Below are 22,275 nucleotides of genomic sequence, written 5' to 3' on the forward strand. Positions count from 1 at the left end.
TTCCGTGATTGCTTCTGTCCTGGTCGCGAACCGCGGCGAGATCGCCTGTCGCGTCTTCCGCACCTGCCGTGACCTCGGGATCGCGACGGTCGCGGTCCACTCCGACCCCGACGCCTCGGCCCTGCACGTACGGGAGGCGGACGCGGCGGTACGGCTGCCGGGCGCCGCGCCCGCGGAGACGTACCTGCGCGGCGACCTGATCGTGAAGGCGGCGCTGGCGGCCGGCGCGGACGCGGTGCACCCGGGGTACGGATTCCTGTCCGAGAACGCGGACTTCGCCCGCGCCGTGCTGGACGCCGGGCTGATCTGGGTCGGCCCGCGTCCCGAGGCCATCGAGGCGATGGCGTCGAAGACCCGGGCCAAGGAGCTGATGGGCCTCGCGCCGCTGACCGACGTCACCGAGGCGGACCTGCCGGTCCTGGTCAAGGCGGCGGCGGGCGGCGGCGGCCGCGGGGTGCGGGTGGTCCGCTCCCTGGCGGTGCTGCCCGGCGCACTCGAGGCGGCGAGCTCCGAGGCGGCCTCCGCCTTCGGTGACGGAGAGGTGTTCGTCGAGCCGTACGTGGAGGACGGCCGCCATGTGGAGGTCCAGATCCTCGCCGACACGCACGGGACGGTGTGGGCGCTCGGCACACGGGACTGCTCGCTCCAGCGCCGCCACCAGAAGGTGATCGAGGAGTCCCCGGCGCCGGGACTGCCGCAGGGGCTCGTCGACGCGCTGCACACACAGGCCGTGCGCGCGGCCCGGGCCGTGGGGTACACGGGCGCGGGCACGGTGGAGTTCCTGGTCGGCGCCGACGGCCGGGCGCACTTCCTGGAGATGAACACCCGCCTCCAGGTGGAGCACCCGGTCACCGAGGCCGTCTTCGGCATCGACCTGGTCGCGCTCCAGCTGGCCGTCGCCGAGGGCGCCGCCCTGCCGCCGGACCCGCCGCCGGCCGCGGGCCACGCGGTGGAGGCCCGCCTGTACGCGGAGGACCCGGCCTCGGGCTGGACCCCGCAGACGGGCGTGCTGCACGCCTTCGACGTACCGGGCCGCGCTCCCGGCATCCGCGTCGACTCCGGGTACGCGGCCGGCGACACCATCGGCGTGCACTACGACCCCATGCTCGCCAAGGTCGTCGCCTGGGCGCCCACCCGCGCCGAGGCCGTTCGCAGGCTCGCGCACGCCCTGCGGCGGGCCCGGGTGCACGGGCCGGTCACCAACCGGGACCTGCTCGTACGGTCGCTGGAGCACCCCGACTTCGCCGCGGCGCGCCTCGACACCGGGTTCTACGACCGCCATCTCGGCGCGCTCACCGCCCCCGCACCCGGCGAGGCGCACGCCGCCGTGGCCGCCGCGCTCGCCGACGCGGCCGCGCGCGGGGGCCGGTTCGGCGGGGCCTGGCGCAACCTCGCCTCCCAGGACCAGATCAAGACGTACAACGGCCACGAGGTCCGCTACCGGCCCGCCCGCGACGGCGGCTACGTGCTCCCCGGCAGCCCCGGCGTGCGCGCCGTCGAGGCGACCCCGTCCCGCGTGCGGTTGGAGACCGACGGGGTCGTACGGGCCTACGACGTCGGCGTCCACGGCGACACCGTGTACGTCGACAGCCCCGCCGGCGCCCACATCCTCACCGCGGCCCCCCGGTTCACCGACCGCGCCGGCCGGGCCGAGCCCGGGTCGCTCCTCGCGCCCATGCCCGGGACCGTCGTGCGCGTCGGGGACGGCGTCCACGAGGGCGCCCGGGTCGTCCAGGGACAGCCGCTCGTGTGGCTGGAGGCCATGAAGATGGAGCACAGGATCGTCGCTCCCGCCTCCGGCACGCTCACCGCACTCCACGCCCGCCCCGGCCGCCAGGTCGAGGTCGGCGCCCTGCTCGCCGTCGTACAGGACATACCGGAAGCCCAGGAGGACATCGCGTCATGACCGTCATGGAGAGCCGGGACCACCAGGACCTGCGCGCCGCCGTCGCCGCCCTCGGCAGGCGGCACGGCCAGGACTACGACCGCGCCAGGCTGTGGGCCGAGGCCGGGAAGCTGGGCTACCTCGGCGTGAACCTCCCCGAGGAGTACGGCGGCGGAGGCGGCGGCATCAGCGAACTGTCCATCGTACTGGAGGAGTCCGGCGCGGCGGGCTGCCCCCTGCTGATGATGATCGTGTCGCCGGCGATCTGCGCCACCGTCATCGCCCGGTTCGGCACCGAGGAGCAGAAGCGCACCTGGCTGCCCGGGCTCGCCGACGGCAGCCTGAGCATGGCGTTCGGCATCACCGAGCCCGACGCGGGATCCAACTCGCACCGGATCACGACCACGGCCCGTCGGACCGGCGACGGCTGGTCGCTGACCGGCCGCAAGGTCTTCGTCTCGGGCGTCGACATCGCGGACGCCACGCTGATCGTCGGACGCACCGAGGACGCCGGTACGGGAAAGCTGAAACCCTGCCTGTTCATCGTCCCCCGCGACGCCGAGGGCTTCCACCGCTCCGCCATCGACATGGAACTCCAGGCCCAGGAGAAGCAGTTCGAGCTCGTGCTCGACGACGTGCGGCTGCCCGCCGACGCGCTCGTCGGCGACGAGGACGCGGGGCTGCTCCAGCTGTTCGCCGGGCTCAACCCCGAGCGCATCATGACCGCCGCCTTCGCCATCGGCATGGGCCGCCACGCCCTCGCCAAGGCCGTGGCGTACGCCAAGGAGCGCCAGGTCTTCCAGGTCCCCATCGGCGCCCACCAGGCCATCGCGCACCCCCTCGCCCAGGCCCACATCGAGCTGGAGCTCGCCCGGCTGATGATGCAGAAGGCCGCCGCCCTGTACGACGCGGGCGACGACGCCGGCGCGGGCGAGGCGGCGAACATGGCCAAGTACGCGGCGGGCGAGGCGTGCGTGAAGGCGGTCGACCAGGCCGTGCACACCCTCGGCGGCAACGGACTCACCCGCGAGTACGGTCTCGCGAAGCTGATCACCGCGGCCCGGGTGGCCCGTATCGCCCCGGTCAGCCGCGAGATGATCCTGAACTACGTGTCCCACCAGTCCCTGGGTCTCCCCAAGTCGTACTGACAGACGACATCCTGGCCGTCCGTACCCACCCGTCGAGGGGGCCGTCATGGTGTTCCGCAGCAGCTACGCAGATGTCCCGGCCGTCGTCGAACCCATCCACGAGGCCGTGCTGGGCCGGGCCGCCGAGTACGGCGACACGGTCGCCCTCGTCGACGGCGCGAACGGCACCACCGTCACCTACCGGCAGCTCGACGCCTCCCACCGGCGGATCGCCGCCGCGCTCGCCGACGCCGGCCTCGTCAAGGGCGACGTGCTCGCCCTGCACAGCCCGAACACGATCGCCTACCCGGCCGTGTTCTACGGGGCGACGCGGGCCGGCGCGGCCGTGACCACCGTTCATCCGCTGGCCACGGCCGAGGAGTTCGCGAAGCAGCTGCGCGACTCATCCGCCCGCTGGATCGTCACTGTCTCGCCGCTGCTGGAGGTCGCCCGCCGGGCGGCCGAGATCGCGGCCGGGATCGAGGAGATCTTCGTCTGCGACCGTGCCGTCGGGCACGTCGGCGTCCCCGACATGCTCGCCTCGACCGCGCCCGAACCCCAGGTGGCGATCGACCCGTCCGAGGACCTCGCGGCCCTGCCGTACTCGTCCGGTACAACCGGCGTGCCCAAGGGCGTGATGCTCACCCACCGGTCCATCGCCACCAACCTGGCGCAGCTGGAGCCCTTCGTCCCGATGGGCCCCGGCGACCGCATCCTGGCGGTGCTGCCGTTCTTCCACATCTACGGGCTGACCGCCTTGATGAACGCCCCGCTGCGGCAGGGCGCCACCGTCGTCGTGCTGTCCCGCTTCGAGCTCGACCCCTTCCTGTCGGCGATCCAGGAACACCGCATCAGCGGCCTGTACGTCGCCCCGCCGATCGTCCTCGCGCTCGCCAAGCACCCGGCCGTCGCGAAGTACGACCTGTCGTCCCTGGAGTACATCGTCAGCGCGGCCGCCCCGCTGGACGCCCGGCTCGGCGAGGCGTGCTCGCGCCGGCTCGGACTCCCGCCGGTGCGGCAGGCGTACGGGATGACCGAACTGTCCCCGGGCACCCATGTCGTGCCGCTCTCGGCACAGAACCCGCCACCGGGCGCCGTGGGGCTGCTGCTGCCGAACACCGAGATGCGCCTCCTCGTCCTCGACGGCTCCGGCGAGGACGTGGGCGCCGGCGAGGAGGGCGAGATCGCCATCCGCGGCCCCCAGGTGATGAAGGGCTACCTCGGCCGACCCGACGCGACCGCGGCGATGATCGACGCCGACGGCTGGGTGCACACCGGGGACGTCGGACGCGTCGACGAGGACGGCTGGCTGTTCGTCGTCGACCGGGTCAAGGAACTCATCAAGTACAAGGGCTTCCAGGTCGCCCCGGCCGAGCTGGAGGCGCTGCTGCTCACCCACGAGTCGGTCGCGGACGCGGCGGTGATCGGCGTCGTGGACGATGACGGCAACGAGGTCCCGAAGGCGTACGTCGTGCGGCAGCCGGGCGCCGAGAAACTGACCGAGGACGACATCACGGCGTTCGTCGCCGAGCGCGTCGCGCCGTACAAGAGGGTGCGACGCGTCGAGTTCACCGGCGGCATCCCGCGCGCCGCGTCGGGGAAGATCCTTCGACGTGAGCTCAGGGACCGCGAGAACCGCAGCGAGGAGTAGAACCGCATGACGATCCGCACCGACCGCGACCGCGGCATCACCACCCTGACGCTGGACGACCCGGACCGCCACAACGTGCTGTCGGCACGGCTCGTCGGCGAGCTGGCCGAGGCGCTGGCCGCATGCGGCGAGGACGAGGCCGTACGGGCCGTGGTGCTCACGCACACCGGCACCACGTTCAGCGCGGGCGCCGACCTGAAGGCGCCGCCGAGCCCGTACGCGTTCGTCGCCCTGCTGCGGCAGATCGTGGCGCTGCCCAAACCGGTCGTGGCGCGCGTGGCGGGCCAGGTGCGGGCCGGCGGGCTCGGTCTCGTCGGGGCGTGCGACATCGCGGTGGCGACGAGCGTGTCGGACTTCGCGTTCACCGAGGTGCGGATCGGGGTGGCGCCTGCGGTGATCTCGCTGCCGCTGCTGCCCCGGATGGACCCCCGGGCCGCCGAGCGGTACTACCTGACCGGGGAACGGTTCGACGCCGCCGAGGCGGCCCGCGCCGGGCTGCTCACCCTCGCCGCCGCCGATGTGGACGAGGCGCTGGCGCCGCTGGTCGAGGGGCTGCGCAGGGCGTCGCCGCAGGGGCTGGCCGCGTCCAAGCAGCTGGTCACGGCTAGGGTGCTGGAAACCTTCGACCGGGACGCGGAGGACCTGGTCCGGCGTTCGGCGTCGCTGTTCGCGTCGCCCGAGGCCCGGGAGGGGATGACGGCCTTTCTCGAACGACGGGATCCCGCATGGGTGTTGTGACGCCGCCCCCGGCGGCGAAGGCGCCGAAGCAGGACCGCAGCCGGGCGACCCGGCAGCGGCTGCTGGAGGCCGCCGTTTCGTGCCTGGCCGAGGTCGGCTGGGCCGGCTCGACGGTGTCGGTGGTCGCCGAGCGCGCCGGGGTCTCCCGCGGCGCGGCGCAGCACCACTTCCCGACACGGGAGGACCTGTTCACGGCGGCGGTCGAATACGTGGCCGAGGAACGCTCGCAGGCGCTGCGGGAGCTGCCCGTCCAGGACCGGGCATCGGTCGTCGCCGCCCTGGTGGACCTGTACACGGGCCCGCTGTTCCGCGCCGCGCTCCAGCTGTGGGTGGCCGCCTCCAACGAGGAGCAGCTGCGTCCTCGCGTGACCGAGCTGGAGGCGAGGGTCGGCCGCGAGACCCACCGCATCGCGGTACGCCTGCTGGACGCCGACGAGTCACGTCCCGGCGTGCGCGAGACGGTCCAGGGCCTGCTGGACATGGCCCGCGGCCTGGGCCTCGCGAACCTCCTCACCGACGACGCGGCCCGTCGCGAGCGGGTGGTGGAGCAGTGGGCGGCGCTGGTGGAGGAGGGGCTGCGGTGAAACGTATCTGCATACCGAGAGTATGCATTCCTGCGGTATGCTGACCGTATGGCTGAGACCACGCGTATCACGGTGACTCTCCCCACGGAGCACGTGGAGGAGCTGAAGAAGCTCACGGACAACGTGTCCGCCTTCGTGGCCGAGGCGGTCGACCGCCGGATACGGCACGTGCTGCTGGGTGAGGAACTGCAGCGTTATCAGGAGGAATTCGGCGCCTTCACCGAGGAGGAGCTGGCCGAGGCGCGCGCGGAGATCGACCAGGCGATGAACCCCGGCAACATCTCGGCCAGGGCAGCGTGAACGACCGCATCAACACCGTCGTCCTCGACTCCGAGGGGTTGTCGGCCTGGATCGCGCAGGACCGCAAGATCACGGCGAAGATCCAGCACTTCTACAACGTGGAAGCGAGGCTCGTCGTCTGCGCCAACACCATCGTCGAGGTGATGTATGACGGAGTGAGCCTTCCCCGGCTTCAGTGGCTGCTGTCGCGGGTGAACGTCGAGCCCGTCACCGAACAGTCCGCCCGCGCGGCCGCCCGCCTCCTCAAGGGCACCGGCCTGCACGGCCACAAGTACGCCATCGACGCCACGGTCGCCGAGATGGCCCTGCGCCAGCCGGGGCCGGTCGTGATGCTCACCTCCGACGTCGACGACATGGCCCGCCTCTGCGACGGCCGGGTCCACCTCATCGGCATCTGAGCACACGGGGTGCGCGGGACCCGTCACGCGCACCCCGTCCGCCGGTGACGGCCGTCAGCCCACGATGTCCTCGTAGCCCGCGATCTCGCGCGGGCTGCGCGCCCCCGGGCCCACGTAGCGCGCCGAGGGGCGCACCAGGCGGCCCGTGCGCTTCTGCTCCAGGATGTGCGCCGACCAGCCCGCCGTACGGGCACAGGTGAACATCGACGTGAACATGTGCGCCGGGACCTCGGCGAAGTCCAGCATGATCGCGGCCCAGAACTCGACGTTCGTCGCCAGCACCCGGTCCGGACGGCGGTTGTGCAGCTCCTCCAGCGCCGCCTTCTCCAGCGCCTCCGCCACCTCGTAGCGCGGCGCACCCAGCTCCTTCGCCGTACGGCGCAGCACGCGGGCCCGCGGGTCCTCGGCGCGGTAGACGCGGTGGCCGAAGCCCATCAGGCGCTCGCCCTTGTCGAGGGCCTGCCGCACGTACGCGGCCGCGTCGCCGGTGCGCTCGATCTCCTCGATCATGCCTAGCACGCGCGAGGGCGCGCCGCCGTGCAGCGGGCCGGACATCGCGCCCACGGCACCGGACAGGGCCGCCGCCACGTCGGCACCGGTGGAGGCGATGACGCGGGCGGTGAACGTCGAGGCGTTCATGCCGTGCTCGGCGGCGGAGGTCCAGTACGCGTCGACGGCCTTGACGTGCTTGGGGTCCGGCTCGCCGCGCCAGCGGATCATGAAGCGCTCGACGACCGACTCGGCCTTGTCGATCTGGCTCTGCGGCACCATCGGCAGGCCCTGTCCGCGAGCCGACTGGGCGACGTACGACAGCGCCATCACGGCCGCGCGGGCCAGGTCGTCACGGGCCTGCGCCTCGTCGATGTCGAGGAGCGGTTTGAGGCCCCACACCGGGGCGAGCATCGCGAGCGCGGACTGCACGTCCACGCGGATGTCACCGGAGTGGACGGGGATCGGGAACGGCTCGGCGGGCGGCAGGCCGGGGTTGAAGGCACCGTCGACGAGCAGGCCCCACACATTGCCGAAGGACACCTGCCCGACCAGGTCTTCGATGTCGACGCCCCGGTAGCGGAGCGAGCCGCCCTCCTTGTCCGGTTCGGCGATCTCCGTCTCGAACGCGACGACTCCTTCGAGTCCAGGTACGAAGTCGGACATCAGGCGGCTCCTCGAGATGTGTACGACAAGGTGTGCACGGACGTGCTGTGCCGTGTGTACGGCGGGGGCGGTCACCCCGGTGATGCCCCGTGCGGTCGGTGGTCACCCAACCGCCGGGAAGGCAGGCACGATATCCCCTGCTGTAGGGAGGGCACAGTGGCCCGACCCAAGATTTTGGCCGGTCCGTCCGATGCGGGGAAGCGTGACATCCGGCACACTGCCCCGATTCCCGCCGGGAGGATTGGCGGCACTCCGTGCCGGGCAAACTGGGGCCTGCGGCAGGATGTCCCCGTGACCGACCATGCCGCCCACGATGCCGCAGGCCCGCGCCGCCACGGGCCGTACGACGCCGCCCCGGACGTGACCGTCTCCGGGCTCCCCGCGCCGGCCCCGTCCGATACCGAGCTCGTCGTCCCGGACCCCGCCGTCATGCGCGAGCAGTACCGCTCAACGCCGCTGGACGAGTCCGCGCTGGCCGGCGGGCCCATGGAGCAGTTCTCCCGCTGGTTCGCCGAGGCCGCGGCCGCGGCGCTGCACGAACCCAACGCCATGGTCGTCTGCACGGCGACACCCGACGGCCGGCCCTCCTCCCGGACCGTGCTGCTCAAGCAGTACGACGAACGCGGCTTCGTGTTCTTCACGAACTACGACTCCCGCAAGGGCCGGGAGATCGACGCCAACCCGTACGTCTCGCTGCTCTTCCCCTGGCACCCGCTGGAGCGCCAGATCGTCGTCACCGGCACCGCCTCCCGCATCGGCCGCGACGAGACCGTCGCGTACTTCCGCACCCGCCCGCACGGCTCGCAGCTCAGCGCCTGGGCGAGCGACCAGTCGTCGGTGATCGGCTCGCGCACCGAACTGCTGCGCCGCTACGAGGAGCTCGCGGCACGCTACCCGGAGGACGCCCAGGTCCCGGCCCCCGCGCACTGGGGCGGCATCCGGGTCGTGCCGGACGCGGTCGAGTTCTGGCAGGGGCACGAGAACCGGCTGCACGACCGGCTGCGGTACGTGCGCACCGACGGCGGCTGGCGCGTGGAACGCCTCGCGCCGTAGAGGTCCCTCCCTAGGGGGTGTCTCGCCGATCTTGCCGGGCTCCCGACGCCTGGCACCGCGCCTCGCCGCGTTGTCGTCGGTCGCCGACGCTCCGCGTCGCCTCCCTCCTCCGCCTTGCGATGCACGGCACCAGACGCCGCTCGCTGATCCGGCCTGATCGACAAGACACCCCCTACAGCCCGCGCGCGACGTCGAGTGACGACTCCACCGCCGCCGGGATGTCCGCCACCGGGAACTGCACGTGCCGCACGGCGCGTTCCCGGTCGACCACCAGCACCGCGCGCTTGAGCCGCAGCGCCTGGCCGGCCCGGAAGGTCGGCAGCCGCAGCGCCGCCGCGAACGCGGCGTCCATGTCGGACAGCAGCGGGAAGGGGATGTCCTCCTCCTCGGCGAACCGGCGCTGCTCGTCCGGGCGCTGCGTGCTGACGCCGCGCACGGCCACGCCCGCCGCGGTGAAGTCGCCGTACGCATCCCGGAACAGGCGGTTCTCCAGGGTGCAGCCGACCGTGCCGGGGATGTCCGACCAGCCGTCGGGCAGCGGGCTCGGGCGCCCGGTCGCCGGGAAGCAGAACAGCACGGTGGCGCGGCTGTCCGGGTCCACCGGGTCCAGGGCCGTGCCGGTGTGCGCGGGCAGGGTCAGGCGCGGCAGGCGGGTGCCGGGCAGCTCGTGCATCCGGTGGGCGTCGGCGCCGTGCTCGTCCGCGGAGGCGGTGAGCGTACCGTCGCCGAGCAGCCAGCGGTCGGCCCAGTCCTGCATCGACACCAGCACGGGCAGCAGCGCGCGCCCGACGGCCGTGAGCCGGTACTCGTACCGCACCGGGCCCTGCTGGTAGGCGACCTTCTCGAGCACACCGCTGTCGACGAGATGCGCAAGGCGCTCGGCGAGCACCTTGCGGGAGATCCCCAGCTCCTGCTGGAGCTCGTCGAAGCGGTGCCGGCCCCGCGCGGTCTCCCGTACGAGCAGCAGGCTCCACCAGTCGCCGACGACGGCCGCCGCCTGCGCGATCGCGCACGCCGCGTCGCGCTCGGGTACCGCTCTGACCATCGTCCGGCTCCTTCCCGGGGGTGCGGACCCATCTTGCGCCATCGAGTGAGTTCCCGATAGAAACTCATTGTAAGTTCCTAAAGGAGACTCACTACGGCCCAGCACCGGCCGAACCCAGGGGGAGGGAAAGTGCCCATCGCACGGGCCACCGCATGGCGCACCTGGCAGATGACCAGACGCGCCTATCCATGGAGCTACGCCGTCGGCACCGTCATGCCCGCCGCGCTCACCATCTCGCTCGCGTACCTCGCCTTCCACGCCATCGGCGGCGGCACCGTGAGCGACGACGCCGGCACCGGCGCCGACACCTACCTCGCCTACATCGCTGTCGGCGCGACCGCCTTCCAGTTCACCGTCCGCCTCATCCTCTGGTCCGCCAAGGCCCTCATCACCGAACAACGCCAGGGCACCCTCGCCGCCCTGCTCATCGCCCCCGCGGGACGCCTGCCCTACCTGCTGGGCCTCACCGCCTTCGCCGTGCTCAGCAGCCTCGTCGAATTCCTCACCCTCGGCGCCCTTTTCGCGATCCTCGGCATCACCGTGCCCGTCGCCTCACCTCTCGGCGCCCTCGCCGGCGCCCTCGCCCTCGTCAGCGCCGTCTTCGCCCTGAGCGTCGGACTCGGCGGCCTCATGATCGCCGCGGGCGAGGCCCACATCTCCCAGAACACCGTCTTCATCGTGCTCGGCCTGCTCTGCGGCTTCACCTTCCCCCGCGACTACCTGCCCGCCCCCGCCCAGTGGCTCGCCGAGACCCTCCCCACCACCGCCGCCATGGACGTCCTGCACGGATCCCTCGCCGGCGGCCACACCCTCACCGAACTCGCCCCCCGCCTCGCGCTCAGCGCCGCCCTCACCGCCGCCTACCTCGCCCTCGGCCTGACATACCTGCCGCACGCCGAGGCCCGCGCCGTCGAAAGGACCCACTGACCATGCAGGGCATAGCCGTCCGCGCACTGCGCAAGGAATTCCCCGTACGCGACAAGGGACTCTTCGGACCCCGCACCACCAAGACCGCCGTCGACGGGCTCGACCTCGACATCCCGCGCGGGCGCGTCACCGGACTCCTCGGCCTCAACGGCGCCGGCAAGACCACCACCATCAAGACCATCGCCACCCTGCTGCGCCCCACCTCCGGCACCGTCACCGTCGACGGACTCGACACCGTCACCGACGCCCGCGCCGTACGCCGCCGCATCAACCTCATCGCCGGCGGCGAACGCATGGTCTACACCCGCATGACCGGCCGCGAGAACCTCTGGTACTTCGGCCGCCTCTACGACGTACCGGGCCCCGCACTGCGCCGCCGCATCCACGAACTCCTCGCCCTCGTCGGCCTCACCGACGCGGCCGACACCATGGTCGAGCGCTACTCCCGCGGCATGACCCAGCGCCTCGCCATCGCCCGCGGACTCATCAACGAACCCGACTACCTCCTCCTCGACGAACCCACCCTCGGCCTCGACGCCCCCATCGCCCGCGACCTGCGCCGCGTCGTCGCCGACCTCGCCGCCGACGGCACCGGCGTCCTCCTCACCTCCCACTACCTCGCCGAGGTCGAGGAGCTCTGCGCCCACGTCCACGTCATCTCCGGCGGCCGCCACCTCGCCGAGGGCAGCCCCGCCGAACTCAAAGCCGCCACCGGCAGCCACCGCACCGTACGCATCACCGTCACCAATCCCGGCGAGCGCGTCGGCGCAGCCGCCGACGCCTTCGGCGCCACCCGCGAAACCCTCCCCGACGGCAGCCAGCTGATCACCCTGCGCCACCCCGACGACATCGCCGGCCCGCTCGCCGCCGCCCTCGTCGAAGCCGGCGGCTCCATCGGCGGACTCACCATCGCCGAAGCCAGCCTGGAGGACGCCATCCTCACCCTCGCCGACCGCACCCCCGAGGCGGCACCCGTATGAAGCGCGCACTCCGACACGCCCTGTGGATCTTCGCCGCCGAGACGCTCAAGCAGCACCGCCGGCTCTTCGGGCAGCCGCTCGTCGTCTTCTCCATGCTGGTGTGGCCCGTCCTCCAGCTCGCCACCACCTACTACACGCTGCGCCCCGTCGCGACCACGTCCCGCGCGGCGGCCAACTGGCCCCTCGCCGCCGACCCCGAACGCCTCCTCGCCTTCCTGGCCACCGGCACCCTCGCGTACGCGTTCTTCTTCTCGCTCGTCCAGTCCGCCTGGCACTTCTCCTTCGAACGCACCACCGGCACGCTCGAACTGCTCTTCCTCTCCCCGGCCGGCCGCCTCACCCTGATGATCGCCAACGGCGCGGGCGCCCTGCTCCAGAACGCCTGGCTGCTCACCTGCTTCACGGTCGCCGCCCTCACCGGCTTCGGCACGCTCTCCGTGTCCGCGTGGTGGATGTACGGGGTGGTCGTCCTGGCGCTGCTCGTCCCGGCGGTGGCGTGGGGGGCGTTCCTCAACAGCCTGCTGGTCTTCTCGCGGGACTCGGCGTTCCTCTACACGATCCTCGACGAACCGCTCTGGTTCGTCTCCGGGGTGCGCCTCCCCCCGTTCGCGCTCCCGACCGCGGTCCAGGCCGTGGGCGCCGTCTTCCCCCTCACCGGCAGCCTGCTCGCGGTCCGCGGCGCCCTCCTGGAGTCCCGCACGGCAACGGACCTGGCCCCGTCCCTCGCCGCCCTCGCCGCCCTGAGCGCGCTGCTGCTGGGAGCGGCGGCGCTGATCCTCCGCGCAGGCGAGTCCCGCGCCCGCCGCACGGGCCGCCTGAGCCTGGCGTGATTGCCCCGGCCCGGGAACGCAGACGACCCGTGGGCCTTGGTCCCTCCGTCCGGACGGAGGGAGCCGGCCGGACTTACCGGCGGCCCACGGGTCGGGTGACTGCTTGGGTTTCGGCAGACGACCTGCCGAGGTGCACAGAGTGCGACGGCAGGCCGTTAGCCCGCAGTCACCTCACGAGTCCGAAAATAAATCATGTTTTCGGATCACCTCCTTTCGCGTGTGCCCACACCCTAAGAAGCGTTGCGGCACGGTTCAAGTGAATTTGGAGACCCACTTTCTCCGGCCCGCGGACGATTTCCGGGAACCGTGTGTGTCCTGGGTCACGTTGAAGTTGAATGGGCTTAGGTGCGTCAGCACACGTGGACACGTCCTGCAGGGGGTCCCGGGATGAGTGCTTCCAGGAGTGAGATCACCGACGCGCTCGGGTCCGGGGAGCCGGAGCCCGGGGACGGGGGCTCCGGGCCGCCCGATGCGGACCTGCTCGCGGCGCTGCTCGACGGGATGGACGCCGCGTTGTGCGCGTTCGACGCCGAGGGGACCGTCACGCACTGGAACCGCGAGGCCGAGCGCATTCTGGGCTGGAGCGCCGAGGAGGCCGTGGGGCGGCGCGGATTCGCCGGGTGGGCGGTGCGCAGGGCCGACGCGGGCGAGGTGCAGGAACGGCTGATGGCCGCGATGGGCGCGCCGGGGCGGCAGGTGCACGAGTTCGCGCTGCTGCGCAAGGACGGGGGCCGGGTGCTGGTGCGCATCCAGTCCGCGCGGGTGCTCGGCGCCGACGGCGAACCGGCCGGGGTGTACTGCGCCTTCAGCGAGGTCCACGCCCAGATCGATCTGGAGCGCTCCATCGCGCTGAGCGAGGCGCTCTTCGACGACGCGTCCTGGGGTGTCGTCCTGGTGGACGTGGATCTGCGTCCGGCCGTGGTCAACGGCGAGGCGGCGAGGGTCCTGGGCGCCGGCCGGTCGACCGTGCTGGGCCGCCCGCTCGGGGAGCTGATCTCCCAGGGCGTCGAGGAGCTGGAGGGCGCGCTCCACCACGTGCTGGCGGAGGGCGCCCCGCGCGGGCTCGTGGACCTGTGGGTGAGCGTCCCGACGCCGGAGGGTGAGCGCAGGCGCTGCTGGCGCAGCGGGTTCCTGCGGCTGGCCTCGCCGCTCGCGGAGGAGCCGGTGCCGCTCGGGGTGGGCTGGGTCTTCCACGACGTGACGGACGTGAAGCTGGCGGAGCAGGACGCGGACCGGCTGCGGTTCCGGTCGGGGCAGTTGCACCGGGCGGGCCGGGCGGCCGCGGAGTGCGAGGACCCGCTGGAGGCCGCGGCCGTACTGCTGGACTTCGCGCTCGCCGGTTTCGCCGACCACGCGCTGCTCGACCTGGCGGAGGACGAGGGGCAGCGTCTGGTGCGGGCGGCGGTCTCGCCGTCGGGCACGTCGGGCCCTTCGGCGCAGACGGGGGGCGGCGGGATCCCGGTGCGGTACGAGCCGGGGCATCCGGTGTTCCAGGCGATCGAGCGCTCGGGGTCGGTGCGGGCGAGCGCGGGTACGGAATCGTCGCCGGGGGAGTGGGCGGAGCGCCGCCAGTGGCCCAGGGACGCGGCGCACGCGCTGTGCACGTCATTGCGGAGCCGGGGCAGGACGGTGGGTGCCCTGACGTTCCTGCGCACCGCGAGCCGCCCGGCGTTCGAGCGCCCGGACGCGGTCTATGCGGAGAGCCTGGCGGCCCTGGTGGCGACCTCACTGGACCTGGCCCGAGTGTCGGAACAGGGCGACACCCCGCGCTGACGCGCGCCGGGGCGTGTGTCCGCCCGCAACCGTCTGCCGCGGTCCGCGATGGCCCCTCCTACGGGCCGGCTGCCTCGCGGCCGACGCCATGCCCCTGCGCCAGGCGCTCGCGCGCCCGACTGCGAGGTTGGACCCGACGCCCGCGCGGCCGCGCGCCGGTACGCACGCGCCGCGCTGACGGGGCGCGGCACGGCACGGTGTACGCCGGCTCCTGCGGCGGCCGGCGGGCGCCCGGTGGGCCCGCGCCGCCGCGCGGCCGGCCCTCGGCCCGCGGCCGATCGTCTGCCGCGGCCCCCGTGCGTCCTCCTGTACCGGCTTCCCCTGCCCGCGCGGCCGGGCGCCGACGCGCCAGCGACCGGCCGGCCCTCGGCCCGCTGCCGGCCCGGGCACCGGCGGCCGCCCCGGCCCTCAGCCGCGCGGCGGTTCCACCGCGTGCGGGCCCCGCGGGCGGCGGCTCAAGCGCCCGGGTGCGGGCGCGCGCCCCCGCCGACCACGTCCCCTCAGTGGCGGAAGAAGATCCGGTCGCGGTACTCCGCCATCACACGGCCGTTCCACTCGTGGCCGCCGTCCACGTTCCCCGAGCGCAACAGCGGGGGTTCGATGCCGCGGGCGGCGAGGTGTTCCGCGGCGGCGGCCATCATGGCCTGCATCAGCGCGCTCGTCACGACCGTCGATGCCGGCGCGAACGGCGCCTCGATGCCCTCGTGCGTCAGTTCCGCGTCGCCGACCGCGATCTTGGAGTCGATGACGATGTCGCAGTGGTCCTTGAGGAATGTCCCGGAGACGTGCCGCGACGTGGTCTCCTCCGCGTACGCGACGGACGTCACGCCGATGACCGTCAGCCCGAGTGCGCGGGCGTTCATCGCCATCTCGACGGGCAGGGCGTTGCGCCCGGACAGGGAGACGATCACGAGGACGTCGCCGGCCGTGGCGGGGCTGGTGTCGAGGACCGCCGCGGCGAGGCCGTCGACGCGCTCCAGCGCGGATCCGAGCGTGGCGGGCATGACGTCGACGCCGACGACGCCGGGCACGGCCAGCAGGTTCATCAGGGCCAGGCCGCCCGCGCGGTAGACGACGTCCTGGGCGGCGAGGGAGGAGTGGCCCGCGCCGAACGCGAACAGCCGGCCGCCCGCGGCGACGGCGTCGGCGAGGGCCGACCCGGCGGACGCGATGTTGGCGGACTCCTCGTCCCGTGCGCGCCGCAGCAGACCGATCGCGGCGTCGAAGAACTGACCGGCCAACTTGCTCTCGCTCATCGCCGAGCCCTTTCCGGAACGTACGAGGTGGGTAGAGGAACGGTACGAGTGCGTGACGGCCCGGGAACATCCGTGCCGCCGATCACGTTGCGGTCTGGACCATTGCGCTGTCAATACGGGCTTCGCCCGCCGCGACACCGGTTGTCGGTGGGATGCGTAAGAATTGAGCCGGGGCCGCAGCGCACGATTTCTTCGAGGGGCACGTATGTCCGGACTGATCGACACGACGGAGATGTATCTCCGCACCATCCTCGAGCTCGAAGAGGAAGGCGTGGTGCCCATGCGGGCCCGTATCGCGGAGCGGCTGGACCAGAGCGGTCCGACGGTCAGCCAGACCGTGGCCCGCATGGAGCGGGACGGTCTGGTGACGGTGGCGGGTGACCGGCACCTGGAGCTGACCGGCGAGGGCAGGCAGCTGGCGACGCGGGTGATGCGCAAGCACCGGCTCGCGGAGTGTCTGCTCGTCGACGTGATCGGCCTGGAGTGGGAGCAGGTCCACGCCGAAGCGTGCCGCTGGGAGCACGTGATGAGCGAGGCGGTGGAGCGGCGGGTGCTGGAGCTGCTGCGCCACCCGACCGAGTCGCCGTACGGGAATCCGATCCCGGGCCTGGAGGAGCTGGGCGAGAAGGCGGAGGCCGACCCGTTCCTGGACGACAGCATGGTCTCGCTGGCCGAGCTCGACCCGGGCACGGACGGCAAGACGGTGGTCGTGCGGCGGATCGGTGAGCCGATCCAGACGGACGCGCAGCTGATGTACACGCTGCGCAGGGCGGGCGTGCAGCCCGGTTCGGTGGTGAGCGTGACCGAGTCGCCGGGCGGTGTGCTGGTGGGCAGCAGCGGGGAGGCGGCGGAGCTGGAGGCGGAGATCGCCTCGCACGTCTTCGTGGCGAAGCGCTGACAGACGCCCGGGTGGCCGGGCGGTGAGCGGTGTCGGGCGGTCCCGGAGCCAGGGTGCTCCGGGGCCGCCCGACGTGTGTCCGCGCCGGGCTTCCGTGGTGGCGAAACCGTTTTCCGTCCGGAATGGCAGCGGCCGGGCGAATCGCGTGCCACTCTGAAGCCGAGGCATATGACCACGGCCCGGGGAGGGGAGCCAGGGTGATGCGCCGCCTGCCGTACGTCCCGCATGTCCTGCGCGTCCTGACATGGAGGGGTCCCGACGCCCGAGGGCGCCGGGACCTGTCCTCCCCGGTGCTGACCCGGAGCCCCGAGCTCCCAGGGTCAATCCCCTCGGACCGTTTTCCCCGAGCGGCCCGCCTCCCGCAGGAAATCTCCCCTCGGCAGCGCCGTCCAATCCCTGGGCCGGGTCACTCGAACGAGGGGTGTTGCGCGCCAGAGCCGCGTTTTCGAATACAGGTTCGATAGTCTGGCGTCATCTCGACACGAGCCACTCGATCCGGGGGAGACAGGGGGTGCCAGGACAGATGGTGCGGCGCATCGATGTGACCGGAGCCGGCGGTGTGCGCCTGGCTGCCTGGGAGTTCGCGGATCCGCCGAAGGGGCGCGGGGAGCACGAGAGTGCGCCGGGCGTCTTACTGCTCCACGGGCTGATGGGCCGTGCCTCGCACTGGGCACCCACCGCGCGGTGGCTCGCCGAGCGGCATCGCGCGGTCGCCCTCGACCAGCGCGGCCACGGCCGCAGCGAGAAGCCGGTCGACGGCCCGTTCACCCGCGCGGCATACGTGGCGGACGCGGAGGCGGCGGTCGAGCAGCTGGCGCTGGCCCCGGTGACCTTGATCGGCCATTCCATGGGAGCGCTCACGGCCTGGCAGTTGGCGGCCCGGCGCCCGGACCTCGTGCGCGCGCTGGTCATCTGCGACATGCGCGCGTCGGCGCTCGGGGTGGCGAGCCAGCGCGAGTGGGAGGGCTGGTTCCGCTCCTGGCCGGTGCCGTTCGCGACGCTGGCCGATGTGCGCAAGTGGTTCGGTGAGGACGACCCCTGGGTGGAGCGTCCGAATCCGGCGCGGGGCGAGTTCTTCGCCGAGGTGATGGCCGAGCGGGCGGACGGCTGGCGCCCGGTGTTCTCCCGCCGCCAGATGCTGACGTCCCGTGAGACGTGGGTCCTCGACGCGCACTGGGAGGAGCTGGCCCAGGTCCGCTGCCCGACGCTGGTGGTGCGCGGACTCGACGGGGAGTTGGGCCGCGCGGAGGCCCAGGAGATGGTCCGCGTGCTGCCCCTCGGGCAGTACGGGGAGGTGGCCGACGCGGGCCACCTCGTCCACTACGACCACCCGGACGGCTGGCGGGCGGCGATCGAGCCCTTCCTGGACGGAGTCCTGACACCATGACAGCACCGCGTCCCGTGGCGGTCGCACAGGGTGCGTCGCTGCCCGGGTCCGCCGGAGCCGAAGAGGCGGAGGACTGAGGCATATGGCGGACGGGTACGGCGCGTTGCAGATCCACACCGTGGAGCCGGTCGACGCGCGCACCGCCGAGTGCGTCGTGCGGTGCGTGGGCGGCACGGCCCGGCCTGGACAGCGGTACGACGGGGGGCGGCTGCGGCTCGACCGGATCGACCGGTACGGGCGACACGTCGACCTCGTGCACCCGCCGCACAGCGCGAAGGTGCGGCTCTCGGGCGACGGAGTGGCCCGGCTGCGTCTCCGGAGCGTCGTCGCGACCCACGGCCCCCGCCTCTTCGGCTACGTGGGCCCTGCGGACATCCGGCGCGCCGCCGAGGACGCCCCGGCCGGCCGGGTGATCCGTACGCCCGCCGACTTCGCGGCCTGGGCCGAGGCGCAGGCGCCCGGCGACCTGGCCGAGCCGTTCACGTACGTCGTGGACGCCGACGGCTTGCTGCGGCTCGCGCCCCGCCGCAGCGAGCACGTCGCCTGTGCCGGACGTGCCGCCGTCGCCGGTGCCGGGGAGGTCGGCTTCCGCCGGACCGACGGCGGCCGCTGGCAGGCCGGTTACGTCAGCAGCCAGTCCACCGGCTACTGCCCCGACCCCGACTCGTGGCCCGCGGTCGCGGGCGCCCTCGACCGGGCCGGACTGGTCCGGCCCGGTGGGGGGTTCACGCACGAGGTCGTCTTCCGCCACTGCGGCGCCAGCGCCGAGCTCAACGTGGTGCGCGAGGGCGACTTCGTGTGCGTCTTCTGCGACGCGGGCCTGCCGCAGGCGTGACCGCCCTTGCCCTCAGCCCTTGCTCACCGCCGTGAGGATCTCCGGCAGCCGGTCCGCGGTACGGGGCGCGGCCAGGCGCAGGCCCGCCCACAGGAGCAGCGCTCCGTACGCCGTGCCCAAGGGCAGCAGCAGCCACAGCGCGGCCGCCTGCGCGACGTGCAGCCAGATCGTCAGCGCCAGCAACGGTGTGCACAGGAGCGCCGAGAAGAGCATGCCGCCGAAGATGGAGATCCAGGCGATACCGCCCTGCCCCGGCGCGACGTTCTTGTACGCGCTGTCCTGCGGGATCGAGTACGGGAAGTGCGCCGACGCCACCGCGCCCGTCGCCAGCATCGCGCCCAGCAGCGCGAACGACAGGCCCAGCGTCTCCGGCAGGTCCTCCCACCTGCCGAGCACGCCCACAGTGACCGCGGCCACCAGCGTCATGTACGGCACGGTGATCAGGAGCAACGCCAGGGCCCGGGCCCGCAGTTCGGCGTACGCGTCCCGCGCGGAGGAGATCGTCAGCGCGACCATCCAGAAGGCCGACGTGTCCTGGCCGAACTGGTTGTACATCAGCAGGCCGAGCATGCTCGCCGCGAAGCACACGAGATAGATCGAGCCGGTGCCCTGCAGGGCGTTGAAGACCGGCACGATCAGTCCGACGGCCAGTGAGGTCACCCACGCCGCCTTGGTCTTCGGGTCCCGCCACACGTAGCGCAGGCTGCGCTGCATCACCGTGCCCGTACGTCCCTGGGGCAGCAGCCGGTGCAGACCCGTCGACGTCCCCTTGCGGGACGGCTCGGAGGCCGCCGCCAGAGTCGAGCCGTCGGGGGCCGTCATCAGCTTCGTCAGGCTGCTCCGCCACCACCACAGCAGGGCGGCCAGGGCCAGGGCGGCGAGCGCCAGTTGGGCCAGGGCGGTCCCGTAGGCGCCCTCGCCGGCCGAGCCGACCGCGCCGAGCGCGGACGCGGGCGGCACCCAGCGCACGACATCGGCCACCGGGTCCAGCGTGGCCAGTCCGCCCGCCTTGCCGATGCGCTGCGCGCCGAAGTTCACGAGCTGGAAGCCCACCGCGATCACCAGGCCGCTGAGCACCGCCAGGTCGCGGCCCTTGCGCGAGGTCAGCAGCCGGATGTTGGCGGCGGCGACCGCCCGCGCCAGCGCCACGCACACGAGCAGCGTCAGCGGCACGGCGAGCACCGACACCAGGACAGCGCCCGCCCCGTGCGCGAGCGCGATCGCCGAACCGACCGCCAGGCACAGCGTGAACAGCGGCCCGATGCCCACCACCGACGCCCCCAGCAGGGCCGTCACCAGGGGCCTGGGCCGTAGCGGCAGCATCACCAGCCGGGTCGGGTCCAGCGTCTCGTCGCCGCTGGGGAAGAACAGCGGCATCACGGCCCAGCCGAGCGCCAGCACCCCCGCGAGCAGCACGACGAGCGAGGCGGCGTGGGCCTCGCCGCGGAGCAGGACGAGCCCCGCGAGCTGCGCGGCCGCGAACAGCAGGACGCACACGAGCGAGACGATGTACGCGGCCCTGCGGCCGGACGACTGGCGCAGCCCGTTGCGGAGCAGCGACAGTTTCAGTCCGACGAAGACACGGGTCAGCGGTGCGGTGCTCAACGCGCACCGCCGCCGAGCCAGTCCAGCGAGTCCCCGGTGTCCCGGTCCCGGGCGCCCACGAGTTCCAGGAAGGCGCTCTGCAGCGTCGGCGCCTTGCCCCGCACCTCGGCGAGCGGCCCCTGGGCGCGGATACGGCCCGCGGCCATCACCGCGACCCAGTCGCACAGCGACTCCACGAGCTCCATCACGTGGCTGGAGAAGACGACGGTGGCGCCCGAGGCGGTGTAGCGCTCCAGCACGCCCCGGATCGTCTGCGCGGACACCGGGTCGACGCCCTCGAACGGCTCGTCCAGGAAGAGGACTTCGGGGTTGTGCAGCAGCGCGGCCGCGAGCCCGATCTTCTTGCGCATACCGGTCGAGTAGTCGACGACGAGCTTGTGCTGCGCCCCGGCGAGGTCCAGGACGTCGAGCAGCTGCGCCGCGCGCTTGTCGACCTCGTCGCCGGGCAGGCCGCGCAGCCGGCCGTTGTACGCCAGCAGTTCACGGCCCGACAGGCGCTCGAACAGGCGCAGGCCCTCCGGCAGGACGCCGATACGGGCCTTCACCTCGACCGGGTCGCGCCACACGTCGTGGCCGCCGACCTGCACGCGGCCCTGGTCGGGCCGGAGCAGTCCGGTGACCATGGAGAGCGTGGTCGTCTTGCCGGCGCCGTTCGGGCCGACCAGGCCGATGAACCTGCCCGCCGGAAGCGTCAGATCGATCCCCTGGACGGCGATGTGGTCGCCGAACCGTTTCCACAGACCTTCCACCTGGACGGCGGGCGGCGCCGCGGGCGCCCCGCCGCCCACGCCCGCACGACCACTGTCGTCAACTGCCTGCTCCGGCATGGTCACTGCCTTTCGGTGTCCCCGTGTTCCCCGTTGGTACGGACACCAGCCTACGGACGAGCCTCCCTGGGGCGCACGGGTGATCCAGGCAGTATTCGCTGGTCAGCGTTGCCGGGATCGTGCCGCGGCGGCCTCCCTGCCGCAGGCGTAGGCGAGCGGGCTGATCAGCTCGTCCGCGTCCGGCAGCCACCGGTTCGCGGGGGTGGGGCGGCGCGCCCACTGCACCGCGCCCCGGCCGCCGATGCGGGTCGGCGGCGCGGCCACGTAGTGGCCCTCGCCGCGGGCGACGAGATCGAGGGAGGCGGGTGCCCAGCCGAGCTTGCGGATCAGGTCGGGGACCTTCACGGACGCGCCCGGGAGTACGAAGAAGAGCATGCGGCGGTCGGGGGTGCAGGTCACCGGGCCGAGGGGAAGGTCCATCCGCTCCAGCCGGGCCAGCGCCAGGAACCCGGCCGACTCCGGAACGTCGAGGGCGTCGAAGGTACGGCCCGTCGGCAGCAGGATCGACGCCCTGGGCTGCTTGCCCCACAGCCGCCTGGCGGCCGTGGCGCTGCCCGTCGCCTGGTTCGCCCAGTCCGGCCTGGCCGGGTGGGCGCCGGGCGCCGGGCAGTCGGCATCGCCGCAGGAGCAGCGCTCCGCTCCGTCGACGGCCTCCAGCCAGGTGCCGGGGAACACGTCCCAGTGCCGCTCTTCCGCGTACCGCACGGCGTTGTCCAGCAGCTGCTCGCCTCGTTGCTGGGGGATCTGTGCGGATTGACTGACTGACATGGTCTCTTCCACGACACACTCAACTACCGCCGCAACCTCGGGTTACGGGGCCCCTCTCCGCGGCCGGTGGAGCATCGATCCTGCATGCGGGGCGCACGGATGCACGGCCGGGGGCGCGCGGGGGGCCGAGCCCGCAGCGGCGGGTAGCCAGAGCGGGGACACGTACGGGACGGGATCGAACGGGGCCCGTACGACGGCGAAGCGCACGACGGCGAAAAGGAACCAACCCGACCAACTCTGCATTCTCCGTATA

Annotated in this window: 21 protein-coding genes; 15 read left to right on the top strand and 6 right to left on the bottom strand. The window is 72.9% G+C overall.

Annotated features, from left to right (window positions below):
- The first annotated feature begins 4 nt into the window (after positions 1-4).
- From ACF08N_RS24460 to ACF08N_RS24490, 7 genes are read left to right on the top strand one after another with little or no spacing between them, the layout of a single operon-like run.
- Positions 5-1,906, top strand: a complete 1,902-nt coding sequence (locus tag ACF08N_RS24460; protein WP_392326803.1) for an acetyl/propionyl/methylcrotonyl-CoA carboxylase subunit alpha — start codon at positions 5-7, stop codon at positions 1,904-1,906.
- A complete protein-coding gene (locus tag ACF08N_RS24465; RefSeq protein ID WP_392326804.1) occupies positions 1,903-3,033 on the top strand; it encodes an acyl-CoA dehydrogenase family protein in 1,131 nt (376 codons plus the stop codon). The genes ACF08N_RS24460 and ACF08N_RS24465 overlap by 4 nt, the downstream gene beginning before the upstream one ends.
- 46 nt (positions 3,034-3,079) lie before the next feature.
- A complete protein-coding gene (locus ACF08N_RS24470) occupies positions 3,080-4,663 on the top strand; it encodes a 4-coumarate--CoA ligase family protein (RefSeq protein ID WP_392326805.1) in 1,584 nt (527 codons plus the stop codon).
- A gap of 6 nt (positions 4,664-4,669) precedes the next feature.
- Complete coding sequence (locus ACF08N_RS24475) at positions 4,670-5,401, top strand: enoyl-CoA hydratase family protein (protein ID WP_392326806.1); 732 nt, start codon at positions 4,670-4,672, stop codon at positions 5,399-5,401.
- Positions 5,389-5,985: a TetR/AcrR family transcriptional regulator gene (locus tag ACF08N_RS24480; RefSeq protein ID WP_392326807.1), complete on the top strand. Its 597-nt coding sequence runs from the start codon at positions 5,389-5,391 to the stop codon at positions 5,983-5,985. The genes ACF08N_RS24475 and ACF08N_RS24480 overlap by 13 nt, the downstream gene beginning before the upstream one ends.
- A 48-nt stretch (positions 5,986-6,033) precedes the next feature.
- Entirely contained in the window at positions 6,034-6,285 is a 252-nt protein-coding gene (locus ACF08N_RS24485; RefSeq protein ID WP_392326808.1) for a hypothetical protein, read from the top strand.
- Positions 6,282-6,683, top strand: a complete 402-nt coding sequence (locus ACF08N_RS24490) for a PIN domain-containing protein (protein ID WP_392326809.1) — start codon at positions 6,282-6,284, stop codon at positions 6,681-6,683. Before ACF08N_RS24485 ends, ACF08N_RS24490 begins: the two co-directional genes overlap by 4 nt.
- 54 nt (positions 6,684-6,737) lie before the next feature.
- Here ACF08N_RS24490 and ACF08N_RS24495 read toward each other — a convergent pair whose 3' ends face one another.
- Positions 6,738-7,838 carry a citrate synthase 2 gene (locus tag ACF08N_RS24495; RefSeq protein ID WP_392326810.1) on the bottom strand — a complete coding sequence of 367 codons (1,101 nt, stop codon included), beginning with the start codon at positions 7,836-7,838 and terminating at the stop codon, positions 6,738-6,740.
- Positions 7,839-8,267: 429 nt separating this feature from the next.
- Here ACF08N_RS24495 and pdxH point away from each other — a divergent pair, with 429 nt between their 5' ends.
- Positions 8,268-8,891 carry a pyridoxamine 5'-phosphate oxidase gene (gene pdxH / locus ACF08N_RS24500; RefSeq protein ID WP_392326901.1) on the top strand — a complete coding sequence of 208 codons (624 nt, stop codon included), beginning with the start codon at positions 8,268-8,270 and terminating at the stop codon, positions 8,889-8,891.
- Positions 8,892-9,063: 172 nt separating this feature from the next.
- On the opposite strand, the gene ACF08N_RS24505 is transcribed toward pdxH, so the two are convergent.
- Complete coding sequence (locus tag ACF08N_RS24505) at positions 9,064-9,936, bottom strand: winged helix-turn-helix transcriptional regulator (RefSeq protein ID WP_392326811.1); 873 nt, start codon at positions 9,934-9,936, stop codon at positions 9,064-9,066.
- Between the two features lie 129 nt (positions 9,937-10,065).
- On the opposite strand from ACF08N_RS24505, the gene ACF08N_RS24510 reads away from it, so the two are divergent.
- The 4 genes from ACF08N_RS24510 to ACF08N_RS24525 all read left to right on the top strand — a co-directional run bounded on the left by ACF08N_RS24510 (position 10,066) and on the right by ACF08N_RS24525 (position 14,446).
- Positions 10,066-10,863: an ABC transporter permease gene (locus ACF08N_RS24510; RefSeq protein WP_392326812.1), complete on the top strand. Its 798-nt coding sequence runs from the start codon at positions 10,066-10,068 to the stop codon at positions 10,861-10,863.
- Positions 10,864-10,865: 2 nt separating this feature from the next.
- Complete coding sequence (locus ACF08N_RS24515; protein ID WP_392326813.1) at positions 10,866-11,843, top strand: ABC transporter ATP-binding protein; 978 nt, start codon at positions 10,866-10,868, stop codon at positions 11,841-11,843.
- Positions 11,840-12,673, top strand: a complete 834-nt coding sequence (locus ACF08N_RS24520; RefSeq protein WP_392326814.1) for an ABC transporter permease — start codon at positions 11,840-11,842, stop codon at positions 12,671-12,673. Before ACF08N_RS24515 ends, ACF08N_RS24520 begins: the two co-directional genes overlap by 4 nt.
- A 387-nt stretch (positions 12,674-13,060) precedes the next feature.
- Positions 13,061-14,446: a PAS domain-containing protein gene (locus tag ACF08N_RS24525; RefSeq protein ID WP_392326815.1), complete on the top strand. Its 1,386-nt coding sequence runs from the start codon at positions 13,061-13,063 to the stop codon at positions 14,444-14,446.
- Positions 14,447-14,946: 500 nt separating this feature from the next.
- On the opposite strand, the gene ACF08N_RS24530 is transcribed toward ACF08N_RS24525, so the two are convergent.
- Entirely contained in the window at positions 14,947-15,702 is a 756-nt protein-coding gene (locus ACF08N_RS24530; RefSeq protein ID WP_392326816.1) for an SIS domain-containing protein, read from the bottom strand.
- A gap of 205 nt (positions 15,703-15,907) precedes the next feature.
- Here ACF08N_RS24530 and ACF08N_RS24535 point away from each other — a divergent pair, with 205 nt between their 5' ends.
- The 3 genes from ACF08N_RS24535 to ACF08N_RS24545 all read left to right on the top strand — a co-directional run bounded on the left by ACF08N_RS24535 (position 15,908) and on the right by ACF08N_RS24545 (position 18,822).
- Positions 15,908-16,600, top strand: a complete 693-nt coding sequence (locus ACF08N_RS24535; protein ID WP_392326817.1) for a metal-dependent transcriptional regulator — start codon at positions 15,908-15,910, stop codon at positions 16,598-16,600.
- Between the two features lie 523 nt (positions 16,601-17,123).
- Positions 17,124-17,987, top strand: a complete 864-nt coding sequence (locus ACF08N_RS24540; RefSeq protein WP_392326902.1) for an alpha/beta fold hydrolase — start codon at positions 17,124-17,126, stop codon at positions 17,985-17,987.
- An 82-nt stretch (positions 17,988-18,069) separates the two neighbouring features.
- The gene (locus ACF08N_RS24545; RefSeq protein WP_392326818.1) at positions 18,070-18,822 is read left to right on the top strand and encodes a hypothetical protein; all 753 of its coding nucleotides are present in this window, start codon (positions 18,070-18,072) and stop codon (positions 18,820-18,822) included.
- Positions 18,823-18,834: 12 nt separating this feature from the next.
- On the opposite strand, the gene ACF08N_RS24550 is transcribed toward ACF08N_RS24545, so the two are convergent.
- The 3 genes from ACF08N_RS24550 to ACF08N_RS24560 form a co-directional block, all read right to left on the bottom strand.
- Positions 18,835-20,427 (bottom strand): transporter, encoded by a 1,593-nt coding sequence (locus tag ACF08N_RS24550; protein ID WP_392326819.1) that lies wholly within the window; start codon positions 20,425-20,427, stop codon positions 18,835-18,837.
- On the bottom strand, positions 20,424-21,254 hold the full coding sequence (locus ACF08N_RS24555; protein WP_392326820.1) for an ABC transporter ATP-binding protein: 831 nt from the start codon (positions 21,252-21,254) through the stop codon (positions 20,424-20,426). Before ACF08N_RS24555 ends, ACF08N_RS24550 begins: the two co-directional genes overlap by 4 nt.
- Before the next feature lie 102 nt (positions 21,255-21,356).
- Positions 21,357-22,022 (bottom strand): bifunctional DNA primase/polymerase, encoded by a 666-nt coding sequence (locus tag ACF08N_RS24560; RefSeq protein ID WP_392326821.1) that lies wholly within the window; start codon positions 22,020-22,022, stop codon positions 21,357-21,359.
- Between the last annotated feature and the right edge of the window lie 253 nt (positions 22,023-22,275).

Source organism: Streptomyces sp. NPDC015127, from assembly GCF_043080095.1.
Classification (GTDB): Bacteria; Actinomycetota; Actinomycetes; order Streptomycetales; family Streptomycetaceae; genus Streptomyces.

Coding starts and splice junctions, on each gene's coding strand:
- ACF08N_RS24525 (WP_392326815.1), top strand. CDS start 13,061: ATGAGTGCTTCCAGGAGTGAGATCACCGACGCGCTCGGGTCCGGGGAG.
- ACF08N_RS24540 (WP_392326902.1), top strand. CDS start 17,124: ATGGTGCGGCGCATCGATGTGACCGGAGCCGGCGGTGTGCGCCTGGCT.
- ACF08N_RS24555 (WP_392326820.1), bottom strand. CDS start 21,254: ATGCCGGAGCAGGCAGTTGACGACAGTGGTCGTGCGGGCGTGGGCGGC.
- ACF08N_RS24505 (WP_392326811.1), bottom strand. CDS start 9,936: ATGGTCAGAGCGGTACCCGAGCGCGACGCGGCGTGCGCGATCGCGCAG.
- ACF08N_RS24465 (WP_392326804.1), top strand. CDS start 1,903: ATGACCGTCATGGAGAGCCGGGACCACCAGGACCTGCGCGCCGCCGTC.
- ACF08N_RS24530 (WP_392326816.1), bottom strand. CDS start 15,702: ATGAGCGAGAGCAAGTTGGCCGGTCAGTTCTTCGACGCCGCGATCGGT.
- ACF08N_RS24485 (WP_392326808.1), top strand. CDS start 6,034: ATGGCTGAGACCACGCGTATCACGGTGACTCTCCCCACGGAGCACGTG.
- ACF08N_RS24470 (WP_392326805.1), top strand. CDS start 3,080: ATGGTGTTCCGCAGCAGCTACGCAGATGTCCCGGCCGTCGTCGAACCC.
- ACF08N_RS24560 (WP_392326821.1), bottom strand. CDS start 22,022: ATGTCAGTCAGTCAATCCGCACAGATCCCCCAGCAACGAGGCGAGCAG.
- ACF08N_RS24515 (WP_392326813.1), top strand. CDS start 10,866: ATGCAGGGCATAGCCGTCCGCGCACTGCGCAAGGAATTCCCCGTACGC.
- ACF08N_RS24535 (WP_392326817.1), top strand. CDS start 15,908: ATGTCCGGACTGATCGACACGACGGAGATGTATCTCCGCACCATCCTC.
- ACF08N_RS24520 (WP_392326814.1), top strand. CDS start 11,840: ATGAAGCGCGCACTCCGACACGCCCTGTGGATCTTCGCCGCCGAGACG.
- ACF08N_RS24495 (WP_392326810.1), bottom strand. CDS start 7,838: ATGTCCGACTTCGTACCTGGACTCGAAGGAGTCGTCGCGTTCGAGACG.
- ACF08N_RS24480 (WP_392326807.1), top strand. CDS start 5,389: ATGGGTGTTGTGACGCCGCCCCCGGCGGCGAAGGCGCCGAAGCAGGAC.
- pdxH (WP_392326901.1), top strand. CDS start 8,268: ATGCGCGAGCAGTACCGCTCAACGCCGCTGGACGAGTCCGCGCTGGCC.
- ACF08N_RS24475 (WP_392326806.1), top strand. CDS start 4,670: ATGACGATCCGCACCGACCGCGACCGCGGCATCACCACCCTGACGCTG.
- ACF08N_RS24545 (WP_392326818.1), top strand. CDS start 18,070: ATGGCGGACGGGTACGGCGCGTTGCAGATCCACACCGTGGAGCCGGTC.